The organism is Microbulbifer litoralis (genome assembly GCF_023634065.1).
GTDB classification, from domain to species: domain Bacteria; phylum Pseudomonadota; class Gammaproteobacteria; order Pseudomonadales; family Cellvibrionaceae; genus Microbulbifer; species Microbulbifer litoralis.
In genome coordinates this window covers 350,555-370,096 of sequence record NZ_JALKCV010000004.1, presented here as the reverse complement: position 1 = coordinate 370,096, position 19,542 = coordinate 350,555, and the positions used below count along the sequence as shown (strand labels likewise).

The 19,542-nt window shown below is 59.4% G+C and carries 20 protein-coding genes and 1 tRNA gene; 9 read left to right on the top strand and 12 right to left on the bottom strand.

Annotated features, from left to right (window positions below; all coding sequences use genetic code 11):
* Window positions 1–81: 81 nt before the first annotated feature.
* The 3 genes from MWN76_RS09070 to MWN76_RS09060 form a co-directional block, all read right to left on the bottom strand.
* Complete coding sequence (locus MWN76_RS09070; protein WP_250461081.1) at window positions 82–1,101, bottom strand: tetratricopeptide repeat protein; 1,020 nt, start codon at window positions 1,099–1,101, stop codon at window positions 82–84.
* 58 nt (window positions 1,102–1,159) lie between these two features.
* Window positions 1,160–2,683, bottom strand: coding sequence for an adenylate/guanylate cyclase domain-containing protein (locus tag MWN76_RS09065; protein ID WP_250461080.1), 1,524 nt, complete (start codon window positions 2,681–2,683; stop codon window positions 1,160–1,162).
* A gap of 344 nt (window positions 2,684–3,027) precedes the next feature.
* Window positions 3,028–4,824 carry a glycoside hydrolase family 2 protein gene (locus MWN76_RS09060; protein WP_250461079.1) on the bottom strand — a complete coding sequence of 599 codons (1,797 nt, stop codon included), beginning with the start codon at window positions 4,822–4,824 and terminating at the stop codon, window positions 3,028–3,030.
* Window positions 4,825–5,259: 435 nt separating this feature from the next.
* Between MWN76_RS09060 and MWN76_RS09055 the strand changes: the two genes are divergently transcribed.
* The 5 genes from MWN76_RS09055 (at window position 5,260) to MWN76_RS09035 (ending at window position 9,470) form a co-directional block, all read left to right on the top strand.
* Window positions 5,260–6,210, top strand: coding sequence for an AraC family transcriptional regulator (locus tag MWN76_RS09055; RefSeq protein ID WP_250461078.1), 951 nt, complete (start codon window positions 5,260–5,262; stop codon window positions 6,208–6,210).
* Window positions 6,211–6,504: 294 nt separating this feature from the next.
* Window positions 6,505–7,611 (top strand): alpha/beta hydrolase, encoded by a 1,107-nt coding sequence (locus MWN76_RS09050; RefSeq protein ID WP_250461077.1) that lies wholly within the window; start codon window positions 6,505–6,507, stop codon window positions 7,609–7,611.
* Window positions 7,612–7,682: 71 nt separating this feature from the next.
* Window positions 7,683–8,150 carry a (R)-mandelonitrile lyase gene (locus MWN76_RS09045; protein WP_250461076.1) on the top strand — a complete coding sequence of 156 codons (468 nt, stop codon included), beginning with the start codon at window positions 7,683–7,685 and terminating at the stop codon, window positions 8,148–8,150.
* A gap of 26 nt (window positions 8,151–8,176) precedes the next feature.
* Window positions 8,177–8,989: a carboxymuconolactone decarboxylase family protein gene (locus tag MWN76_RS09040; RefSeq protein WP_250461075.1), complete on the top strand. Its 813-nt coding sequence runs from the start codon at window positions 8,177–8,179 to the stop codon at window positions 8,987–8,989.
* A gap of 64 nt (window positions 8,990–9,053) precedes the next feature.
* The gene (locus MWN76_RS09035; protein WP_250461074.1) at window positions 9,054–9,470 is read left to right on the top strand and encodes a (R)-mandelonitrile lyase; all 417 of its coding nucleotides are present in this window, start codon (window positions 9,054–9,056) and stop codon (window positions 9,468–9,470) included.
* A gap of 525 nt (window positions 9,471–9,995) precedes the next feature.
* Here MWN76_RS09035 and MWN76_RS09030 read toward each other — a convergent pair.
* The 8 genes from MWN76_RS09030 to MWN76_RS08995 form a co-directional block, all read right to left on the bottom strand.
* Window positions 9,996–10,484, bottom strand: a complete 489-nt coding sequence (locus MWN76_RS09030; RefSeq protein WP_250461073.1) for a hypothetical protein — start codon at window positions 10,482–10,484, stop codon at window positions 9,996–9,998.
* A 794-nt stretch (window positions 10,485–11,278) separates the two neighbouring features.
* Window positions 11,279–11,355, bottom strand: a tRNA-Arg gene (locus MWN76_RS09025).
* Window positions 11,356–11,431: 76 nt separating this feature from the next.
* Window positions 11,432–11,590, bottom strand: coding sequence for a hypothetical protein (locus MWN76_RS09020; RefSeq protein ID WP_250461072.1), 159 nt, complete (start codon window positions 11,588–11,590; stop codon window positions 11,432–11,434).
* Entirely contained in the window at window positions 11,553–12,299 is a 747-nt protein-coding gene (locus MWN76_RS09015; protein WP_250461071.1) for a hypothetical protein, read from the bottom strand. Before MWN76_RS09015 ends, MWN76_RS09020 begins: the two co-directional genes overlap by 38 nt.
* Window positions 12,281–13,261 carry a M14 family zinc carboxypeptidase gene (locus tag MWN76_RS09010; RefSeq protein ID WP_250461070.1) on the bottom strand — a complete coding sequence of 327 codons (981 nt, stop codon included), beginning with the start codon at window positions 13,259–13,261 and terminating at the stop codon, window positions 12,281–12,283. Before MWN76_RS09010 ends, MWN76_RS09015 begins: the two co-directional genes overlap by 19 nt.
* Before the next feature lie 226 nt (window positions 13,262–13,487).
* Complete coding sequence (locus MWN76_RS09005; protein WP_250461069.1) at window positions 13,488–13,922, bottom strand: DUF1810 domain-containing protein; 435 nt, start codon at window positions 13,920–13,922, stop codon at window positions 13,488–13,490.
* 23 nt (window positions 13,923–13,945) lie between these two features.
* The gene (locus MWN76_RS09000; protein ID WP_250461068.1) at window positions 13,946–14,434 is read right to left on the bottom strand and encodes a hypothetical protein; all 489 of its coding nucleotides are present in this window, start codon (window positions 14,432–14,434) and stop codon (window positions 13,946–13,948) included.
* Between the two features lie 106 nt (window positions 14,435–14,540).
* Window positions 14,541–15,269, bottom strand: a complete 729-nt coding sequence (locus tag MWN76_RS08995; RefSeq protein WP_250461067.1) for a pseudouridine synthase — start codon at window positions 15,267–15,269, stop codon at window positions 14,541–14,543.
* 420 nt (window positions 15,270–15,689) lie between these two features.
* Between MWN76_RS08995 and MWN76_RS08990 the strand changes: the two genes are divergently transcribed.
* On the top strand, window positions 15,690–16,898 hold the full coding sequence (locus MWN76_RS08990; RefSeq protein WP_250461066.1) for an RtcB family protein: 1,209 nt from the start codon (window positions 15,690–15,692) through the stop codon (window positions 16,896–16,898).
* 43 nt (window positions 16,899–16,941) lie between these two features.
* On the top strand, window positions 16,942–17,109 hold the full coding sequence (locus tag MWN76_RS08985) for a hypothetical protein (RefSeq protein WP_250461065.1): 168 nt from the start codon (window positions 16,942–16,944) through the stop codon (window positions 17,107–17,109).
* Window positions 17,110–17,330: 221 nt separating this feature from the next.
* Here the strand turns inward: MWN76_RS08985 and MWN76_RS08980 are convergent, their stop codons facing one another.
* Window positions 17,331–17,711 carry a YchJ family protein gene (locus MWN76_RS08980; protein WP_250461064.1) on the bottom strand — a complete coding sequence of 127 codons (381 nt, stop codon included), beginning with the start codon at window positions 17,709–17,711 and terminating at the stop codon, window positions 17,331–17,333.
* Window positions 17,712–17,878: 167 nt separating this feature from the next.
* Here MWN76_RS08980 and MWN76_RS08975 point away from each other — a divergent pair, with 167 nt between their 5' ends.
* Both MWN76_RS08975 and MWN76_RS08970 read left to right on the top strand, forming a co-directional pair.
* The gene (locus tag MWN76_RS08975; RefSeq protein ID WP_250461063.1) at window positions 17,879–18,415 is read left to right on the top strand and encodes a TetR/AcrR family transcriptional regulator; all 537 of its coding nucleotides are present in this window, start codon (window positions 17,879–17,881) and stop codon (window positions 18,413–18,415) included.
* Window positions 18,416–18,464: 49 nt separating this feature from the next.
* Entirely contained in the window at window positions 18,465–19,541 is a 1,077-nt protein-coding gene (locus MWN76_RS08970) for an efflux RND transporter periplasmic adaptor subunit (RefSeq protein WP_250461062.1), read from the top strand.
* Window position 19,542: the final 1 nt, after the last annotated feature.

Here is a 19,542-nt window from a genome sequence, read left to right as displayed (position 1 = left end):
ATCAGGTGTTATTCAGGGACTCATAAAAGTTTTCTGAGGGCGTATAGATAGGGCAAAACAAGTTTACAGCGCGTTAATTTACTAGCGCCTGGTGCCAGGTTCTGCCGACAACGCTCTCAGATTTTCCAGCAGCTTCTCAGCCCGGGCAATATTGGTCGTCAGTTCCGCATTGCCCGGATCCAGGGCTTTGGCATCACGCCAGACCGTCACGGCTCGCTCGATTTCGCCCTGGCTGTACAGGTCATTTCCCCGCTTGATCGCGTTCTCGACCCGGATATCCAGCTGCGCCTGAAACTGCGATTGCAGGGGTTGCAGTTGCGGACTTTCCGGGGACTCCTGCCGCAGTCGGCTCAGGTGCTGCCGTGCGCTCTGCAGGTCTCCGGCATCCAGTGCCTGCTGCAGTTCCGCGACGTGGCGCTTGTTGTCTTTTTTCTTCGGGGGCCGCCTGACGGTTCTGGGCGCTGAATGGCGGAGCCGGTGGTTGGCCAGGGCCAGATCGTGGTCGATGGCTTTGCGCTGTTCGTCGTCCTGCTGTGGATCGTGGTTGTACAGTCTGCGCGCCACTTTCAGGGCGCGCTGGGCCAGGGCATAGTGCTCGCGCTGTAGCGCCTTTTGCCCATGGTCCTGTAGTGCCTGTACTGAGCTACCGCATTGGCGCTGAAAATTCTTCAGTTCCAGCCAGGTCATCACGCTGGGTCCCTGCAGCTGCCGCAGGCGCTGGTAGGCCTCGGCGTCCTGCAGCAGCTGCTCGCCGCGATGGATCGCCAGTTCCATGCGGACCTGTTCTTCGCGCAGCTTGCGCCGTTGTGAGAACTGTTGCTGTGCGCTGTGCAGAGCCTGATTGTCCGGCAGTACGCCTGTGGCGGCCTTCAGAACCTGGCCGGCGCCGTGCCAGTCGTTCTGTTTTTCCAGGCGGCTGGCGGTGCGGATTGTGTTTTGTTCAAACTGCCGCAGGCCGCTGTGCAGCTGTTTGATCTGTTGTTGCTGGGCCGGTGTCGGGGTATCGAGTTTCCGCAGGCGGTGGAGTTCGGCTGACTGCCGGCGCGCCTGCTGCAGTGCCTCGGCCGGAAAGGCTTCCGGTAGCTGTTGTTGTGTCGGCATCAGGCTGCAGGCTGGCAACAGCGGTAACAGCAAAAACCACAGGAGTGCTAAGCGGCAATTACGCATGCTCGACTGCCTGTGGGGTCTGTTGCTGGGCGCGGGTGCTCAGTAGCTTCTGCAGGTTGGCCTGCAGCAGTTCCTGGTCCTGCTGATGGATGTCCTGCACGGAATAGAGTCCCACCGGTACTGCCTTGCCGCGGATCGAGAGGGTCCGTTCCGGATGTGCGATGATGCGGTCCTCCAGCATGGTGAACAGTTGTTTGCGGATGATGGTCTGGTCCGGCCGGGCCTCGCTGCACAGTCGGGATGCCAGGTTGACGGCGTCGCCGACCACGGTGTATTCCATCCGCTCGTCGGAGCCCAGGTTGCCGGCCAGCATGGCGCCGCTGTTGATGCCGATGCGGAAGTGCACCTCGGGCCGGCCATCGGCGCGGCGCTGTTCGTTCAGCTGCGCGGCCAGCTGTTGGATCAGCACCGCACAACTGACAGCGCTGAACGCGTGGTCGGAATCCTCTTCCAGTGCCCCGAACACCAGCATCGCACAGTCGCCGATAAATTTGTCGACCACACCTCCATACAGGGTGCAGGCGCGGGAAATATAGGAGAAATACTCGTTCAACAGTGCGGAGACCTGGCTCGGCTGCAGCTTTTCCGACATGGCGGTAAAGCCGGTGATGTCGGCGAACACGACCGTCGCCTCGATCGGTCGGTCGACCAGCCGGACCTCCCCCAGGTTGGCCAGTACCCTGTCGGCAACGTTTTTCGACACATAGCGGGAAAAGACCTGTTCGACCTGCGATTTTTTCAGCAGCCCGGCCGCCATGCTGTTGAACCCCTCGAACAGGTCGCCGAGTTCGTCGTTGCGCTGCTGGTCGATCCGGGTCGACAGATCGCCGCGGCCGATGGCGCGGGTGGCCTGCATCAGTTGGTGGATCGGTAGCGACAGGCGGCGGCTCAGCCAATAGGCCAGCAGGGAGGCCAGCACCGTCATGGCCAGGGTGGCGTAGATGATGGCATTGCGGGCGCTGGTGGCGGCCTTGTCCATCTGCGATGCCGACAGGGTCACCACCGCCGAGCCAACCCGGACACCCTGGTAGGTCGCCGGGGCGACAAAGCTGATCAGCCGCTCCGGGGGGCCGCCAGCCGTGCGGTGGAACCAGGGTCGGGGGGCGACCCCGGTGGCATCGAGTGGATCATCGGTCAGATCCGGCTGGACACCGGTCGCCGACAGCAGCTCGCCGTCGAGCGTGTAAATCGCCGCGCCGAGGATCTTCTCGTCCTGGCCCAGATTGGTGGTCAGCATGCGCAGGTTCAGGCTGTTTTCCGACAGGATCGGTTCACTGGCCAGTTTGGCCAGCTGCATGGCCATGGTATTGCCGAAATCGTGCAGCTGTGTGCGAATCATGCGGTTCTGGTTGTCGCTGATAAACAGCCCCAGGCTCGCCATCCCCAGTACCAGCAGCAGGGTCATGGCCACCGCCAGTTTGAACGCAATCGGGATGCGGCGGGGCAGCAGCTGGAGAAGGCGTACCGGTAGGCCATTGGCAACGTGCCGCAGAGTGCGTTTGGCCTGAGTGATCACCGGGGGGTCTCCTTCTGCTAGCCACCTGTATTTCGGGGGTGAGAGATGCGCACTATACCAGTTCTTGGACGGCTGTATGACTCGTTCCGGCTTACGGGCTGGTCAAAAAATGGTCAGCTCTCGGGTTGCTCGAAAGTCGCGCGGGGCTGCGCTCTCTGCAAGGGGGTAGGCCCGATGGGGCAGGGTCCGGAGCGGGGCAAGATTTCAGCGTCAGCTCTATATGCGCTGCTTTGTTCCTCCCGAATGGTCGCCGGACCTTGTCGAAGCGTCGTTACATGAAAGCCGGGGAACCGCGATCTGAACTTGTCTGACACAATCCAGACTCTGCGCAAAAGGGCAGGCCGTTATTGATCGGCGTCTTTCTCTATCTCGCCGTAGTAGGCCTTCAACACATCAAATGCCTTCTTCTTGTGGCCCTGCTCGTCGATCAATCCCTTGCGGTTCCAGCCCTGCTGGTAGAGCGGGTGGTTGCGTTTCGGTGAGCGGAAGTCAGCGAGAATCCATGGGGCCACGCCACTGTAATTGTCCGGCATGCGCTTGAGCATTTTGATCTGCTCTTCGTAGTACCACTGCTGGTACTCCTCGCTCCAGCGGGTCTCGCGGTCGGCGTGGAAGCCGCTCTTGGCGCCGGCGCCAGTCTCGCTGATAAACAGCGGTTTATCGTAGGCCACTTCCCAGTTGGCGGTGCGGCACATATCCGGGGTGCCGCCGTACCAGCCCAGGTACTCGTTGACCGAGACGATATCGGTATAGGCGCCCAGCGGGTCGTCGACGCGGTTGGTTTCCGGGTTGTAGTGCACTTCCAGGGCGGCGGAAATCAGGCGGCTGTCGTCGAGGGATCGGGCCGTATCGATCAGGGATTTCATAAAGCCGGTGCGCACCGGGCTGACCGGAGTCTCGTTGCCGACGGACCAGATGACAATCGAGGCGCGATTGTGGTCGCGGGCAATCATCTCTTTCAGTTGGGCCTTGGCCTTGTCCAGTACCGCATCGTTGCCGAAGTCGATGGTCCAGTACACCGGGATTTCCGACCACACCAGCAGGCCCATTTTATCCGCCAGGCGGGTCATCTGCTCGTTGTGCGGGTAGTGGGCGAGACGCACCATATTGGCGTTCAGGTCCTTCGCCCAGCCCAGCAGCTGTTCGGCATCGGCCTCGCTGTGCGCGCGGCGCACGCCCTGCGGTATCTCTTCATGAATGGCGATGCCGCGCAGGAAGACCGGTTCGCCGTTTAGCAGAATCTTTTTGCCGGACGTCTCGATCTTGCGAAAGCCGATATTGTCCGCCAGTTCCTCGCTGTTGTAGGTCAGGCTGACGTTGTACAGCTTTGGGGTCTTCGGGGACCACAGCTGCAGATCTTCCAGTTCCAGATCAAATTCCAGCCGGCTGCCGGTCACCGGATAGCGCTGTTCAACACCCAGCTCCGGAATTGCCAGCGTGACTGCGCCGCTGCTGGCAGCCTTGTCCAGGGTCACATTGCCGGAAATCCGGAAACGGTTTTCCTGTTTCGCGGTGAGGATATCCTGCGCGGGATCCAGCTCTATCTCGTACTGTTGAATAAAATTGTCCGGCGTCATCACCAGCTTGATATCGCGGGTGATACCGCCGTAGTTCCACCAGTCGGTATTGATGGTGGGGATCTCGTCCGGGTGGCGCTTGTTATCCACCTTGACCACCAGGAAGTTGTCTTTTTCCTTCAGCAGGTCGCGGGGGACTTCGAAGTTGAACGGGGTAAAGCCGCCTTTGTGCATGCCGAGCTTCTTGCCATTCAGGTAGACATGCGCTTCGTAGTTGACTGCGCCGAAATAGAGGAAAACCCGTTGGTTTTTCCCGAGCTGGGGGCGATCGAAATCCCGTTGGTACCAGACGGTGCCCTCGTAGTAGGTGAAGGTATCATCCTGGGAATTCCAGTCACCGGGGACTTCCAGGGTATAAGGCGCGCGGTAGCCGTGTTCGCGGCGTTCGGATCTGTGCTTGGTCACCGGCCGGTTCCAGTAGGCCTCCGGATCGCCCTCGCTGCGCTCCTTGTAGCGGTAGTTGTAAAAGCCGGTTTCGTAGGGATCGAGGATATAGTGCCAGGTGCCGTTCAGGGAGACGGATTCCCGGCTGTCGGTATTGACGATCAGTCTGTCTGCTGCCATGGCGGGTATGGTCGTTAAACTCATCGCTAAGAGCATCATTAGTTTTCTTATCATAATTCTCTCTCTGTTACAGAATTGCGCGCACTGGATTCCTGTGGACGTTGGTGATCTTCTGCACTGCCGGCGTAGGGCTGCGGGCGACCTGTCCCGAAGCTCGGACACGCTTTCCCGGGCGAGGTGGGATGCCATTGCCGGCCATTATTATGCTTATATTTGTAATACTATATTACCAGCAAGGTCGACTGGCAATACAGGCCCGCGTCGGGCGCGGTTACAGTCAATGGGGACGCCGCCGAATGGTACTTCCATGGCCCGCTCCGCGTATCAATAGATTATTCGCCTGGTTTTCTTGCCCGATCCTATCGCTGGACGTTGTTTTGGTGGTGATCGGGGGTAGGCGGGAGTAGAGTTGCGCCGAGGAGGATTTTGCACCTTATGGCAAATCGAAACCACACCCGGCAGGATCGTGACCGACAGGTGGCTGTGTCGCAGCGGGCACTGGCCGAGGTCATTTCCCGGTACACCAGCGGGGAGGGCGACTATGTAACGCCAGTCCCGAATCTCGGCTTTTTCCGGCGCGAGCGGCCTTCGGATCCGGATTTTTGCCTGATCGAGCCGAGTGTGGTGCTGGTCGTGCAAGGCGACAAGCGAATGGTTATTGGCGGTGAGGCGTATCCCTACGATACCTCGAACTTCCTAGTGACCTCGCTGGATCTGCCGGCCACGTCCCAGGTGATCACTGGCAGCCAGGAGAAACCGTGCCTCGGCTTGGTGCTGAAGCTGGATTTGCGCATGCTGGCGGAACTGATTGCCCAGGGCAGCCTGGCCCCGCCGAAGGATAAGGCCACCGGCAGCAGCGTCGGGCTCGGGGCGGTCACGCCCGGGATCCTGGAACCGTTCAATCGCCTGCTGAATCTCCTCGATGAACCCGAGGCAATCGGAGTGCTGGCGCCATTGATCGAGCGCGAGATTCATTTTCGCCTGTTGATGAGCGACCAGGCGGCACTGGTGCGGCAGATTGCGTCGGTAGACAGTCACGGCCACCGGGTTGCCAAAGCGATCGAATGGCTGAAATTGAATTTTGCCTCGCCGTTGCGTATCGAGGAATTGGCTGCCCGTGTGCAGATGAGTGCGCCGACATTTTACCAACACTTCCGCCAGCTCACGGCGATGAGCCCGCTGCAGTACCAGAAATGGCTGCGCCTGAACGAGGCGAAGCGACTGATGCTGAACGAACACCTGGACGCGGCCAGCGCCGCTTTCCAGGTGGGCTACGAAAGCCCCTCGCAGTTCAGCCGCGAGTACAGCCGTCTCTTCGGCGCTCCGCCCAGGCGTGATATCGAACGGCTGCGGGGCCTGGCAAGCGGCGAGCGGCTTCAGGGCTGACAGGCCAACCGGCAGCGCGGTGCCGCGCATCTCCCCTTGATACTCTCGTCGACCATCGATATGCAGCTTTTCCAGCGAGGATCTGGGCATCCCCCTGTTTTGTTCAGCATGGCATCGACGCCGCTGTGCGCCTGCACCGCGCAATCCGCCAGCATTGCCTGAATCGCGCTGACGGTTTTCTGAGGATCGGGCAAGAAATCCTCCGGATCAAACTACCTTTCTGCTTCAGTACACGTGCAATATTGCAATTCATGTATGAGCGGAAGAGTCCACCGGTGCAGGAGTTTTTCAACGATGAAAGAAGCAGGGAAACCAAGTTCCGATACATTGGGGCCGAATAGCGATCGTCGCAGGGTCCTGAAGTTTATCGGTTCGAGCGCCGCTGCGTTTGGCCTGATATCGATTACCCAAGTTCCTTTGGCGAGGGCCCGGAATATGTCCAATGGTGCCGACAATTTCTATACTAGTGATCTGGTGACAAAAGAGAAGGTCACTTTTAAAGATCAATACCAGATGCGTGTCGTCGGGAATCTCTTTATTCCCGGGAATCGAGAGCGCGGAGGTGCGCTGCCGGCGATTGTCGTCGGCCACCCGATGGGTGCGGTCAAGGAACAGAGCGCAAATCTCTACGCCACAAAAATGGCGGAACAGGGCTTTGCCGCGCTATCCATTGACTTGCCATTCTGGGGAGAGAGTGAAGGCCAGCCCCGCAATGCGGTCTCGCCGGACCTCTATTCCGAGGCATTCAGCGCCGCAGTAGACTTTCTGGGCACCCACAAGAGTGTTGACCGGGAGCGTATTGGCGCCATTGGGATCTGTGGTAGCGGCAGCTTCGTGATCAGCGCCGCCAAAATCGACCCGCGCATGAAGGCGATTGCCACTGTCAGCATGTATAACATGGGCGCAGCGAACCGGAATGCCCTCAATCATTCGCAGACACTGGAACAGCGCAGCGAGATCATTGCCGCTGCTGCCCAGCAACGCTATGTGGAGTTTACCGGTGGAAAAATGGAGTACACCAGTGGCACGGTGCACGAGCTGACGGAGGATACACATCCAATCCAGCGCGAATTCTATGATTTCTATCGCACGCCGCGCGGAGAGTTCACGCCCGAGGGAAGCTCCCCCGAGCTGACGACCCATCCGACACTGACCAGCAATATGAAGTTCATGAATTTCTATCCGTTTAAGGATATCGAGACGATTTCCCCGCGCCCTATGTTGTTTGTCAGCGGCGACCGGGCACACTCGAAAGAGTTCAGCGAAGATGCCTATCGGCGCGCCGCAGAGCCCAAGGAGCTCGTATGGATTCCGGGGGCCGGGCACGTTGATCTTTACGATCGGGTGGATCTGATTCCGTGGGAAAAAATAACCGCCTTTTTCCGAAAAAGTCTTTCGTAAAAATTTTGGTGGACGTTTACATGTGGATGTCAGTTGGATATTGATTTACTGGAAGACTTGGGGAGCTATTCATGAAAAAACTTTTTGCAGTCGCCCTTTTGATTGCGTTTCTGGGCTCAGCCTCTGGTTATGCGCAGACTATTGAAATTACGCGCAATGCATCGACGCCATCAATCCCGGGAGGAAAGGAGTATTTTACCGGCCGTGTTGTGGTCGATCCGCTGTATCCGGCCACGGCACAGACAGGTGCCACTACCGGCCTGGTGACCTTTGCCCCGGGAGCACGCACGGCGTGGCATACCCATCCGGCCGGTCAGCTGCTGATCGTCCAGTCTGGCAAGGGGTGGGTGCAGCAGGACGGGCAGGCGCGCCAGGTTATCAATCCCGGTGATGTGATCTGGATTCCAGCCAACACCAGGCACTGGCATGGTGCGACCGCCAATAATGGTATGAGCCATATAGCGGTTTCCTATATGAAAGATGGCCAGAATGTCATCTGGAAAGAACAGGTTACCGACAAACAGTACAACCCCGAATAACCGAAAGACAGAGGGAGGCGAATCATATGCACGGCAAGGCGTTTTTGCGTGTGAGGGGGCTTATACTGCTGGTGGCATCGACGGTACTGTTTTTAACTGCATGCGCTGACAAGGAGGAGGAAGGTATGGCCAGATCTCCGGTACGGGTTCCCAGTCTGGAGGATGTCCGCGCTGTTTCACCAGCGTTAGAGCGCTATACGACACAGGGACTGCTGGATGAGGTGTGGAAGCGCCCCGATCTGCTCCCACGCGATCGGAGCATTGTTACCCTGGCTGCGCTGATCGCGCGTAACCAGACAGTGGAGCTGCCATTTCATATCAATCTCGCATTGGACAATGGCGTCAAGCCCGGTGAAATTTCCGAGATTATCACCCACCTGGCTTTTTACAGTGGCTGGGCCAATGCCACGTCCGCTGTTGTGGTTGCCAAGCCCATATTCGAGGCGTTGGGCGTGCGGGCGGATACGCTGCCCGCTGCCGGCGGAGACCTGTTGCCGCTCGATGAGGAGGCTGAAGCCCAGCGCGCGAGTTTTGTCGACGAAAGCTTCGGTGCGGTTTCCTCCAGCCTGGTTGAGGACACCACCCGCTTCCTGTTTCGCGACCTGTGGTTGCGGCCCGGTCTCGCTCCCAGGGATCGCAGTCTTGTGACCGTCAGCGCGCTGATTGCCAACGGTCAGGTGGAGCAGGTTCCCTTCCATCTGAACCGTGCCATGGACAACGGGCTGTCCCGGACAGAAGCGTCCGAAGTGCTCTCACACCTGGCTTTTTATGCCGGCTGGCCCAATGTTTTTTCGGCCCTGCCTGTGGTCAAGGAAGTCTTTGCCAAACGTAGTGATTAAATGGCTGGCAGGCGCAATGGTATGGTGCAGCAAGTGGCGCTGCGAAAAACTGAGGAGTTTGACTATGGATATGAAAATTTACCGCGCCGGTTCACAGCCGTCTGTGCCCGGTCCCGAAGAGTGCTTTACCGGCCGGGTGCGCATCGATCCGCTATTCAACCCGTCCGAGCCGGCCCGCACCTCGGCGGCACTGGTGACATTTGAACCCGGCGCCAGGTCGGCGTGGCACACTCACCCACTCGGACAGCATCTGGTTGTCACTGCAGGCGTAGGCTGGACCCAATGCTGGGGTGGGCCAAAGAAAGAGATTCGGGCGGGCGATGTCGTGTTCTGCAATTGCGGCAAGAAACACTGGCACGGAGCTACCGACACTACCGCCATGAGTCACATCGCGATTCAGGAGGCCCAGGACGGTTCTCCAGTGGATTGGCTGGAGAAGGTCAGTGACGAGCAGTATTTGTCGGCGCTGGAGCCTGATTGATCGGGCGGGATGGGCTTCTGCTGATTGGCCTGCAGCAGTTCTTGATCCTGTTGATGGATGTCCTGCACTGAATAGAGGCCCATCAGTACTTCCTTACCGGGGATCGACAGGGTCCGTTCCGGGTGTGTGATGATGCGGTTTTCCAGTATGGTGAACAGTCGGGGGCCCAGTTGATGGCGTCGCCGAAGTGATCACCGGAGCTACTTCTTGTATTTGGGGGGCTAGGAGATGCGCACTATACCAGTTCTTGGATAGCGGTATGACTGTTACCGGCGCATAGGCTGATTAAAAGCTGTACTTTACGCCTACTTTCAATTGCGACGATACTTGGCTCTTGGGGGCTTCGTCATTTATCTGAAGTTGGGGGCGAAGTCATCTGCAGGTAAATAAATGGGCCTGACCAGCCCTGCGATGTTTTGGTTGGGGCATCCCTATCCCTGAAAAGAAAGAGTGGTAGGAGCAGCCACCACTCCTGATTCGAGCGCTGGGCCAGCGAAAGGCTGGCTCATTTGTCAGGAAAGTCAGTTAAAACTGATACCCAAAGTGAACACCGTAATCCATTCCTGACTGGAACTCCTGCTCGTAATTGGAGTTGATGTAGGATTTTCCAGCGGTAAGGCCTGTAAGGAAGCCGTGTTCATCGGTGCCGTTGAAATAATAGGTATAATTTACGCCGATAAAGCTCTCATAGCGTATTTTGTATACTCCACCTGGAGCTGGGGACCATGTGACTTCATTGTCCTCCGGACGCTTTGTGCGCGCAACCAGCCCCAGAGCATGGTTGTCATTCAGCTCTTTTTCCCAGCCGACCGAGAATCCGTATTCATTGCCTAAAGAGCCACCAGTCTCCGCAAGCCCGGCACCAGCATAAACTTTACTGGAGTCCATATTGAGCGAGAATTTAAACCCTGCCAGTCCTCCGTACTGAGTGCCGAGCCCCACCCCAAATTGGGGACCAGTGTCTGATAAGGCCAGGGAGGGCAGTATTGCCAATATCGCGGCGATTTTTTTCATTTTCCAATCCTTTTGGTGTTATTGGTCAGCTGTGTGACCTTAAATAGAAAGTATTGTTCCCAATATGGACTTATTCGGCAGAACCATGATGAAAATCATGGATCCAGGTTTAATACTTTGGCTGATAACTTGCAGCGTAGTGGTTGCCGAGTCCTCCGAGCCAATATTTAAAATACTGCGGCGGCCATCTGGTGAGAGGGTTGCAAACTGGCCTGAACATTCCGTCAAAGTGATTGAGGCTGAGTACTACTGGAGTTTGCATTCGTTCAGGAGGCCCCATTGTAGCGCGCGGCCGCAGAGTTTTGGATAAATCTACGATATGGATAGCCGTTTCACTGTTCTCTGGCGGGGTTTGCTGTTGGTCAATAGTGGTACTGGCGTATCGGATCATGAGCTCTATTGGGTCTCTGAGGGCTCGCAGGAGCGCATTGCGGAGGTTTGGTATGTCGCGAAGCCGGGGTTGGACAACGAAACATCCACTTTTCATGCCCACTCGGGATTTGGCCAATATCAGCCAGTGTCCGCAGTCTGGGGAGGCGTTAGCCTAGCGGGGGGAGAGGGGGATACCCGTCATGCTGGTTGTTGAGAAGGTCTTTGAAAGAGAGGCAGGCAGTGTACGCTCGGCAGGAGGGTTAGCTGTCATGCGGTGCAGTAAGTCGGGAGCCTGAAAGGCGGCATCTCAAGATTGGCGTGACGCTGCTTTAAGGGAGGGTATGGATTCAAGACGCCGGGGAGCTTTTCCGCCGAAGAATCCGGGCATAAAAAGCCTGCTCCTTCTGGAGGGGTCTTTTAGGTGGCGCGCTCGGGAGGATTCGAACCTCCGACCGCCTGGTTCGTAGCCAGGTACTCTATCCAGCTGAGCTACGAGCGCGTCGAGGCGGCGAACTTTAGAGAATCGTCACGCTCGCGTCAATACTCATTTTGAAATGGCAACGCTTTGGCTCCGCTCAATATTCCATCAATACCGGATATGTTCGATACGCCTGGTCGTAATAGGCGCTGTGCTGGTAGAAAAAGTCCATCCGTGCCCGCGGGTCTTCGGCAAATGCCTTGTCCTGAAGTCGCGCTTCAAACGCTTTCTTGAGTTCCGGATCCTCTTTCAGCATCTTTTCTGCCAGCGGCACCGGCGCATAGGGCTCGTAGTACTCGGTGCGCTGGAAGACCTAGTTGAAGAAGCCCCATTGGAAAAGGGAGTCCGGCCCTCGCGGGTCCAGCAGTGCGACGGCCAGGCCCGCCAAGTGGCTGGTCGGTGCTGACCCTGGCGTAACCGCCGAGTGAGATGTCGGCGCCTTCTTCCGAGAATTCTGCCTCAACCCGGAAATGGCCCTCGAACGGCTGGTCTGCGAACTGGTATTTGTCGATCTTGAAGCGGGTGAGCCTGGCGTTGTCCCGCTGCGGCTCGCCGATTTCAATACCGTGGGCATGCAGGTGTTCCAGTACCAGTGTCTCGTGTTTCGGCAGGTAGAAAGCTGTTGGTACCCGCACCTCGGTGCCTTTGACGTTGCCCACATAGACTGGCAGGGAGGGGTAGTCCTTGGCCCGATCGAGCCAGACTACCTGCTCGTTACCGGTGATGGTGTTCCGTTCCTTTTTGTAGGCGATGCCCTTGCATGGCTCTTCCGCATATCTGGACAGGTCCGGTTCGTCGTTACGACGCCATTCCAGCACCTGGGTTTCCGGGCGGCGCTGTCGATCGCTGGCGATGGCCCGGCCGAGCGCCTCGACGTCCTCCGCCAGCGCCTGCAGGGCGGCCTGGATCAGTACGTAGGTGCCCAGCACCCGCTGGCGGTAGGGTTTCAGGGGGTGGTTTTCCACAGCACTGTGGGCAGGTGGCGCAGGTCGCCCAGCCCGTTGGAGAAGCGCGGCGGTGCCGTCCAGTGGCTGATGCCGTCCGCAAACTCCTTCGGGTTCACGCCGAAGATCAATGGGCCGGGAATATGGCCGGCGTCCGACAGGGTGCGGTCCAGGTCTTTCTGCAGGCTGGTTTCCAGCCAGTTGGTAATGGCCGGCGAATCGCTGGCGAAGGCGCCGTTGTAAGCGTAGGTGATATCGTATTGGTAGTCCTCGCCGTCGGTAACGTGGATATCCAGGTAGAGACTTGGCTGGTAGTCGTTGATCAGGTCCATCACCGCGCGCTGCTCCGGAGTGTCGAGCTTGGTGTAGTCGCGATTCAGGTTCAGATTGTTGCTGTTGGTGCGCCAGCCGGCATTGTCCGGGCCGCGCTGGTTCATGCGTGTATACAGGCCGGTGCGCTCGTGGCCATCCACATTTAGCATCGGGATAAACAGCAGGTTGACGCGCTCGATCAGCCGCCGTAGTTCCTCGTCGCCGTTGACATAGTCCCGCAGCAACATCAGCCCGGCATCCTTACCATCGATCTCACCGGAGTGAATACTGGCCTGGGCCAGCAGGCTCGGTTTGCCGTTTGTCCTGGGGTCGCTGCCACCCGCCGTCAGGGTGACCAGCTGCACCTGCCGGCCGCCGGCGGAAGTGCCGATATCCCGGGCCTTGATATCCGGGCTGGCGGTGGCCAGGCGGTCGATGAAGGCGCGGGTCTGCCGGTAGTCCGGGGTGGTGCTAAAGCCGCTGGCCTCGGCGGGTGTCACCCAGTCTCCCTGTGTGACAACCAGCGCCTCGGAAGAGCCGCTCCAGGGAAGCAGCTCGGGCAGCGGCGCCTGCACCGGGTCAGCGTGGGCCGATAGCGGAGCCAGCAGGGTGGCGGCGATCAGGTAGTGGTTGCGCAAGACCGGGCGCAGGGATTGGGCGATTTTCAACATGGCGGGTGGGTTTTCCAGTAACTGTCAACGTGTTGCGCTTTCGCATCAAGCGGCACAATTTACAGGATTTCCCGCTGTATGTAAGCGCGGTTTGGCGCCGGCCGCCAGAGGAGTGGCGCCCCGTAAGGTGGGGAATATCCCGGGCGAAGTTGTCGTTGGGGGATATTGGTGTTGATCGGCGTTTTTCCTTTATGCGGAGCCTGTGCCTTCATGTCGCGCTTGATAGCTATTGGAATTGGTTCTCCAGTATCTGTCGGGTGCGCGAATCAACCTCGCCGTCGTAATACTTGTCCAGCACCTGTTCGAATGGGTCCTCGCCGTCTCCGGCGACAGAGAACAGGGTCATTGATGAGCGGAGTTTGAGGTCGTCCGGGCTGCCGAAAATTTCGTGTGCCGTTCGCCCCTCCAGTTGCAGCAGTTGCTCGCAACAGGCCTTCAGCCTGGGGCCGAGCCGTGGGTGATCCAGATAGGCCCGGGCTTCCTCCAGGCCGCTGATGGCGTAGTGCCTGGCTGTGGCGCTGCGGCCGAGCCCGGCGATCTGGGGAAAGATGTACCACATCCAGTGCGAACGCTTCTGGCCCGCGGCGAGTTCCGCCAGGGCAGATTCATAGCTGTTGCCCTGGGCGGTGACAAAACGCTCGAGATTGTGGGGATCGTCCATGGTTTTTCCTAGATCGGTGCCATTCACAGGTTGGCCGTGCCGCTTTCGGTGCCGGGGCGTCCGAATACGACCCGGTCGATACCCGGAAGCCGTGTCAGGTTCAGTTCGATCAGTGGCCTGACTGCGGCAATGGTGGCGGAGATGCCGGCCCAGGCGTTTTCATCCATGGCCAGCACCACGTGGGCGGTATTGTCGACCTGCCGGAAGTAGACCAGTTTTGCCGCCTGTGGCCGGTTCTCCAGCACGGCGGCAGCGACCTGCTGTGCCAGGGCCGCGGCAACGGGCTGCTGCCCGGGATTGTGGAACGGTCGCTTTGTCATCGTGACTGACGGGAAGGGATTCTCGCCGCCCGCCTGGGCATAATTTGCCATCTGCTGTCGGTAGCCGGGGATATCTTCCGGCAGGATGATCTGTACCTGTGTATTGTCGTCGCTTCTGACACAGGCGGCGATGGACAGTATCCACAGCAACAGCAGGCCGGTCGAAATGGGGTGCAGCGGGTGATTGCTCATTGTTGCGAGTCCGTAATGGTGGTGAATGGTCTGTGGCTCGGAGCGGCGGCAGGGGCGTCGCTTGTCGAGGCTTTCCCTTAGTCCGGTCCGTTACCCAAAGGGAATTCTAACGCGGAACCGGCCAGCCGAAAGCCCGGATCAGCGACAGGAATGCACCCTGCGGCGGCGCGGTCAGTTCCAGGTGTTCGCCGGTCACCGGGTGCTCCAGTTGCAGTCGCAGCGCGTGCAGCAACAGCCGGTCGCAGCCATATTGCCGGGCGAAAAAACGATTGTGTACCGACTTGCCGTATTTGGGGCAGCCGATCAGCGGGTGGTGGATATGCTTGAAGTGCCGGCGGATCTGGTGCCGGCGCCCGGTTTTCAGCTGTATCTCCACCAGGGAGTAGCGGCTGGTCGGGTAGCGGTCCACGGCGTGGGGCAGCTCGATGGTCGCAAGTCGGCGGAAGAGGGTAACGGCCGGTTGGCGCGGCAGGTCGGCCCTGGGGTGTTTACGCTGGTGCTTGAAATCGGCAACCGGCGGCAATGGGTGGTCGATTGTGTCCTGTTCCGGGCAGTAGCCCCGGCAGACGGCGATATATTTCTTTACGGTTTCGTCGCTTTCCATCTGCGCCTGCAGCCGGGCGGCGACTTCGCCGGATTTGCCGAAGATGATTGCGCCGGACGTGGGTTTGTCCAGCCGGTGAACGGGGTAGAGGTGGCAGCCGGCCCGGTCGCGCAGGTACTGCAGCAGTATCTGCGTCTCGTGGCGGTCTATGCCGGAGCGGTGCACCAGCCAGCCTTCGGGTTTGAAGGCGGCGACGAGATAGGCGTCTTCAAAAATGATTTCTGGGTACATGCTTGGGCTTGTCGGCGAAGAGCGGTTGGGGAGCACTATTATAGCCGGGTAGGGTGCGCTGTGCGCACCGGCGCCGCCAAAAATACGTACAGGGACCTACCGGTGTGTACCGTCGGACAATCGCCAATTGCCATTTTTATATTGACATTTTACTTCGGCTGGTTAGACTCGCCCCACTTTCCAGACAACCTCCCGTTCTCGCGGTCCGCGCCGCGCCGGGACCTGAAAAAGGAGCATATGAAATGCGGTATCAAAACCTGACAAGTCGTTTTACCTGATACACCTTTCATGTGCTTGCGCTTGAAAGGTGATGGTGCCTTTCAAGCCAGAGTCCCCAAAAGCCCTGGCTGATGCCGGGGCTTTTTTTTTGCTCCTTGGAAGGCTGATTTATATAAACGTGGAGAAATCCAGGGATTCGTTATGCCTGTAAAAATGGTATTGAACGGCAATGCACCGCCCGGCACCGTGCCGGTAAAGATCTACACCGATGAAGTGGAACATGCGGCATTGCAACAACTGAAAAATATTGCCCGTTTGCCCATCGTACACTCGCACGTGGCGGCCATGCCGGATGTCCATCTCGGCAAGGGTGCCACTGTGGGATCGGTTATTCCCACGGTGAACGCCATTGTCCCGGCGGCCGTGGGCGTGGATATCGGCTGCGGTATGAATGCGGTACGGACTTCGCTGCACGCCCACCAGCTGCCGGACAACCTGAAGCCGCTGCGCAGTGCAATCGAGGCGAGGGTGCCGGTGGGCCTCGGCCGCCACAAGCTGATCAGCGCGCGCGAGTCAGCCTGCAGGCAGCTGGCTCCGGGAGCGGATCGCCTGTTCGGCAGGCATCCGGCACTGCTGAAAAAGCTGCGCCGGCCACAGCAGACTTGGGTCACCCAGCTGGGCACCCTGGGCGGCGGCAATCACTTCATCGAGATCTGCCTCGATGAGGACGGCGCCGTCTGGGTGATGCTGCACTCCGGTAGCCGCGGTATCGGCAACGCCATCGGCCAGCATTTTATCCAACTGGCCAAAAAGGATATGGCGGGTCATATGCACAATCTGCCGGACAGGGACCTGGCCTACTTTACGGAAGGCTGCGGTCACTTCGATGATTATATCGAGGCGCTCAACTGGGCGCAGGAGTACGCTCGGGTCAATCGCCAGGAGATGATGAAGTTGGTGCTGGGCTGTCTGCGCGAGCAACTGCCGGCCTTCACGCTGACCTCCGAGGCGATCAACTGCCACCACAATTATGTGGTGCGGGAGCAGCACTTCGGTCGCGATGTGTATGTCACCCGCAAGGGTGCCATCAGCGCGCAGCGGGACCAGCTCGGTATTATTCCGGGGTCCATGGGTGCCCGGTCGTACATAGTGCGGGGGCTCGGCAATGCGGAATCCTTCTGCTCCTGCGCCCACGGCGCCGGCCGCAGCATGAGCCGCAGTGCCGCCCGCAAGCGCTTCAGGCGCAGCGACCTGGAAGAGCAGACCCGCGGTATCCAGTGCCGCAAGGACAAGGGCGTGATCGATGAGATTCCGGCCGCTTACAAGGATATCGACCGGGTGATGGCCAACCAGGCCGACCTGGTGGAAACGGTGCACACACTGCGCCAGGTGATCTGTATCAAGGGCTGAGCGGAAGTCGCTGGCCCTGCGAGCCAACTAAAGGAAGCGAGAGATGAAAAAATCAAAACCCCGCAACCAAGTTGCGATGAATCCGCTGCTGCGCAAGGGCGGCGCCCATGTGCGGGCCAGGTCCGGCAGGCGGTTTGCCGATAAGCAGCAAATGTTGAAAGCGGCGCGGGAGTGGAAAGGCTCCCGCGACTCTTTTTTCTTCTGCTTCTAATCTTTTCTCTACTTCCGGCTTTTTCCCCGCATTTATTCAGAATCCTTTTAACAACCGGCAAACCCTGTATTCACTTCCTTGAGTTGTCATTCCGGACTCGATCCGGAATCCGGGACGACGGGGCCTCTTCGCTGGATCCCGGATCGAGTCCGGGATGACGACTGCGACGGGTGGCTTGGGTTAAAACAATTTTGAGACAACTAATAATTCCTTAAATCAGGCTAGTGCCAGCCGGGCAGCGGCTCTACATAGACCCAGCGCTTTTTGTACAGTTTGAACAGCGATATCTCGTGCATCGAATGCTCGGTATCGTTCTCCAGATACCACGCCCTGAATTCCACCAGCGACTTCTTCAGCCCCTGTTTGCTCCTGATGATTTCCAGGCGGGTCCACTGTGTCTCCATATCGGCCAGGTTCAGCTCCGGGCAGTTGTCCGGATGCCAGGTCTTGCGCAGGTAGGACACATCGCCGCGGATAAAGGCGCAGAAGCGGCTGCGCATCAGTGCCTCGGCGGTCCCGGGATAGGCCCGGCCGGACAGGTAGAGGCCGCAGCATTCGTCCATGGGTTTGCCCGAACCGCAGGGGCAGGGGGATTGTGGCATCTCGTCTCCGCTCGCAGGCTCGCCGGTGATGGGTGGGTAGATTCCGCTGCAGAGTGTAACCGCATGAACCACGGGAGTGTACGCCGCCGCTGGCTTGACCTTTGGCGACACGCTGCTAACATACCGTCCAGTTGGTCGGTTTTGACTGTTTCAGGTTGGAGGGTCGCATGTCCAAGGTCGATAAAGACGGCATCATCCGCGCGGCGGAAGACGTGGTGCGTGAGCGCGGGGCCCGCAGGCTCACCCTGGACGCAGTGGCCGAGCAGTGCGGCCTGAGCAAGGGCGGGCTGCTGCATCACTTCCGCACCAAGCAGTCCCTGCTGAAGGCCATGCTCGAAGCCGCCACGGCGCGGGAATCGGAACTGACTGCGGAGTTTGCCGCCGCCGGCTGCGGTGATGGCGGCACGCTCTCCGCCCGGATCGAATCCCTGTTCGCCCTGATGGCCGACGACGAGAGCCTGCCGCGCTCACTGATCGCCGCCGTGGCGGAAGACCCGGCGCTGCTGGAGCCGATCAAGGCCAAGGAGGCGCGAATTCGCCGCGAGGTGTGCGAGTCCTCCAGCGACCCGGAGCTGGCCCTGCTACTGCTGTGCGCCGCGCGCGGCCTGTTCCTGGGGCGCGTTTTCGGTGTCATGCAGGCGGACGACCCGGTTTACGAACGCCTGCACGCGCGCCTGTCGAAACTCTGCGCCGAGATCGACTGATTCGCTCCACCTCATCTCATCCCCTGGTCAATATTTTTGGAATCTGCCTATGAAACTGTTCGGCACTGCCCGTATATCGCTGGCCCCGCTGTTGGCGGCCGTGGCGCTGATTGCCGGCTGCTCCGAGCCCGGCGCGGATCGACAGCAGCAGGAGGCGCGCCAGTGGCCGGTCAAGGTCGCGCGGGTTTCCGGCGCCGACGGCATTAGCCAGCGCCAGTTCGCCGGCCGGGTGACAGCGGTACAGACGGTGGACCTGTCTTTCCAGGTGGGCGGGAAACTGGACCAGTTGAAGTTCCGCGAAGGCGAGGTCATACCCAAGGGGCAGTTGATCGCCGCGCTGGACGACCGCGATTTCCGCCGCCGGGTCAAGGAGGCGCGGGTCAACCTGCAACTGCTGGAGAAGACACTCGGGCGGCAGCGCTCGCTGGCCGGGCGCAATGTCATTTCGCAACAGCAACTGGATGAGACGCAGACCAACTACGACCTGGCTGAGGTCACGCTGGAAAACGCCGAGCAGGATCTCGCCTATACCCACCTGAGCGTGCCCTTCGATGCGCTGGTCACGCGGCAGTTGGTGGAGAACTACACCAATGTGCAGGCCGGGCAGGGCGTGGTGCGACTGCAGAATGTTTCCGAGGTGCGGATCCAGATCTCGGTCCCCGAAAAGCTGCTGGCCACGGTCAACCGGGAATGGGTGAAATCCATCACCGCCAGTTTCGAATTCCTGCCGGGCCGCGAGTTCCCGCTGGAGTACCGCGAGCACCAGGCGGAGGCGGACAGTGTGACACAGACCTATATCGTCGAGCTGGGCATGCCACGCCCGGAAGAGGTGCAGATACTCCCGGGCATGACGGCGCGGGTGAACCTGAAACTCGACGACAGCCGCCGCGATACCTGGATCCCGCTCGCCGCCGTACAGACCAGTGCCGACGGCTCGCCGTTTGTCTGGCAGATCAACGAGGATCATTCCGTCTCCAGTGTGCCGGTCACCCTCGGGCGCACCGACGGCGAGCGGGTGCGCGTGTCGGCGGGTGTGGAGCCGTCCATGAAACTGGTTGCCGCCGGTGGCCAGCATCTCCACGAGGGCGCCAGGGTGCGCAATTATACGCAGCAGTCCGCACCGTAAA

What these genes read in the sequence shown, in the direction of transcription:
- MWN76_RS08970 (WP_250461062.1), top strand. Translation starts at nt 18,465, where the DNA reads ATGAAACTGTTCGGCACTGCCCGTATATCGCTGGCCCCGCTGTTGGCG.
- MWN76_RS09030 (WP_250461073.1), bottom strand. Translation starts at nt 10,484, where the DNA reads ATGAAAAAAATCGCCGCGATATTGGCAATACTGCCCTCCCTGGCCTTA.
- MWN76_RS09010 (WP_250461070.1), bottom strand. Translation starts at nt 13,261, where the DNA reads ATGTTGAAAATCGCCCAATCCCTGCGCCCGGTCTTGCGCAACCACTAC.
- MWN76_RS09035 (WP_250461074.1), top strand. Translation starts at nt 9,054, where the DNA reads ATGGATATGAAAATTTACCGCGCCGGTTCACAGCCGTCTGTGCCCGGT.
- MWN76_RS09060 (WP_250461079.1), bottom strand. Translation starts at nt 4,824, where the DNA reads ATGGCAGCAGACAGACTGATCGTCAATACCGACAGCCGGGAATCCGTC.
- MWN76_RS09050 (WP_250461077.1), top strand. Translation starts at nt 6,505, where the DNA reads ATGAAAGAAGCAGGGAAACCAAGTTCCGATACATTGGGGCCGAATAGC.
- MWN76_RS08975 (WP_250461063.1), top strand. Translation starts at nt 17,879, where the DNA reads ATGTCCAAGGTCGATAAAGACGGCATCATCCGCGCGGCGGAAGACGTG.
- MWN76_RS09045 (WP_250461076.1), top strand. Translation starts at nt 7,683, where the DNA reads ATGAAAAAACTTTTTGCAGTCGCCCTTTTGATTGCGTTTCTGGGCTCA.
- MWN76_RS09005 (WP_250461069.1), bottom strand. Translation starts at nt 13,922, where the DNA reads ATGGACGATCCCCACAATCTCGAGCGTTTTGTCACCGCCCAGGGCAAC.
- MWN76_RS08995 (WP_250461067.1), bottom strand. Translation starts at nt 15,269, where the DNA reads ATGTACCCAGAAATCATTTTTGAAGACGCCTATCTCGTCGCCGCCTTC.
- MWN76_RS08980 (WP_250461064.1), bottom strand. Translation starts at nt 17,711, where the DNA reads ATGCCACAATCCCCCTGCCCCTGCGGTTCGGGCAAACCCATGGACGAA.
- MWN76_RS08990 (WP_250461066.1), top strand. Translation starts at nt 15,690, where the DNA reads ATGCCTGTAAAAATGGTATTGAACGGCAATGCACCGCCCGGCACCGTG.
- MWN76_RS09055 (WP_250461078.1), top strand. Translation starts at nt 5,260, where the DNA reads ATGGCAAATCGAAACCACACCCGGCAGGATCGTGACCGACAGGTGGCT.
- MWN76_RS09000 (WP_250461068.1), bottom strand. Translation starts at nt 14,434, where the DNA reads ATGAGCAATCACCCGCTGCACCCCATTTCGACCGGCCTGCTGTTGCTG.
- MWN76_RS09020 (WP_250461072.1), bottom strand. Translation starts at nt 11,590, where the DNA reads ATGCTGAAAGAGGATCCGGAACTCAAGAAAGCGTTTGAAGCGCGACTT.
- MWN76_RS08985 (WP_250461065.1), top strand. Translation starts at nt 16,942, where the DNA reads ATGAAAAAATCAAAACCCCGCAACCAAGTTGCGATGAATCCGCTGCTG.
- MWN76_RS09040 (WP_250461075.1), top strand. Translation starts at nt 8,177, where the DNA reads ATGCACGGCAAGGCGTTTTTGCGTGTGAGGGGGCTTATACTGCTGGTG.
- MWN76_RS09070 (WP_250461081.1), bottom strand. Translation starts at nt 1,101, where the DNA reads ATGCCGACACAACAACAGCTACCGGAAGCCTTTCCGGCCGAGGCACTG.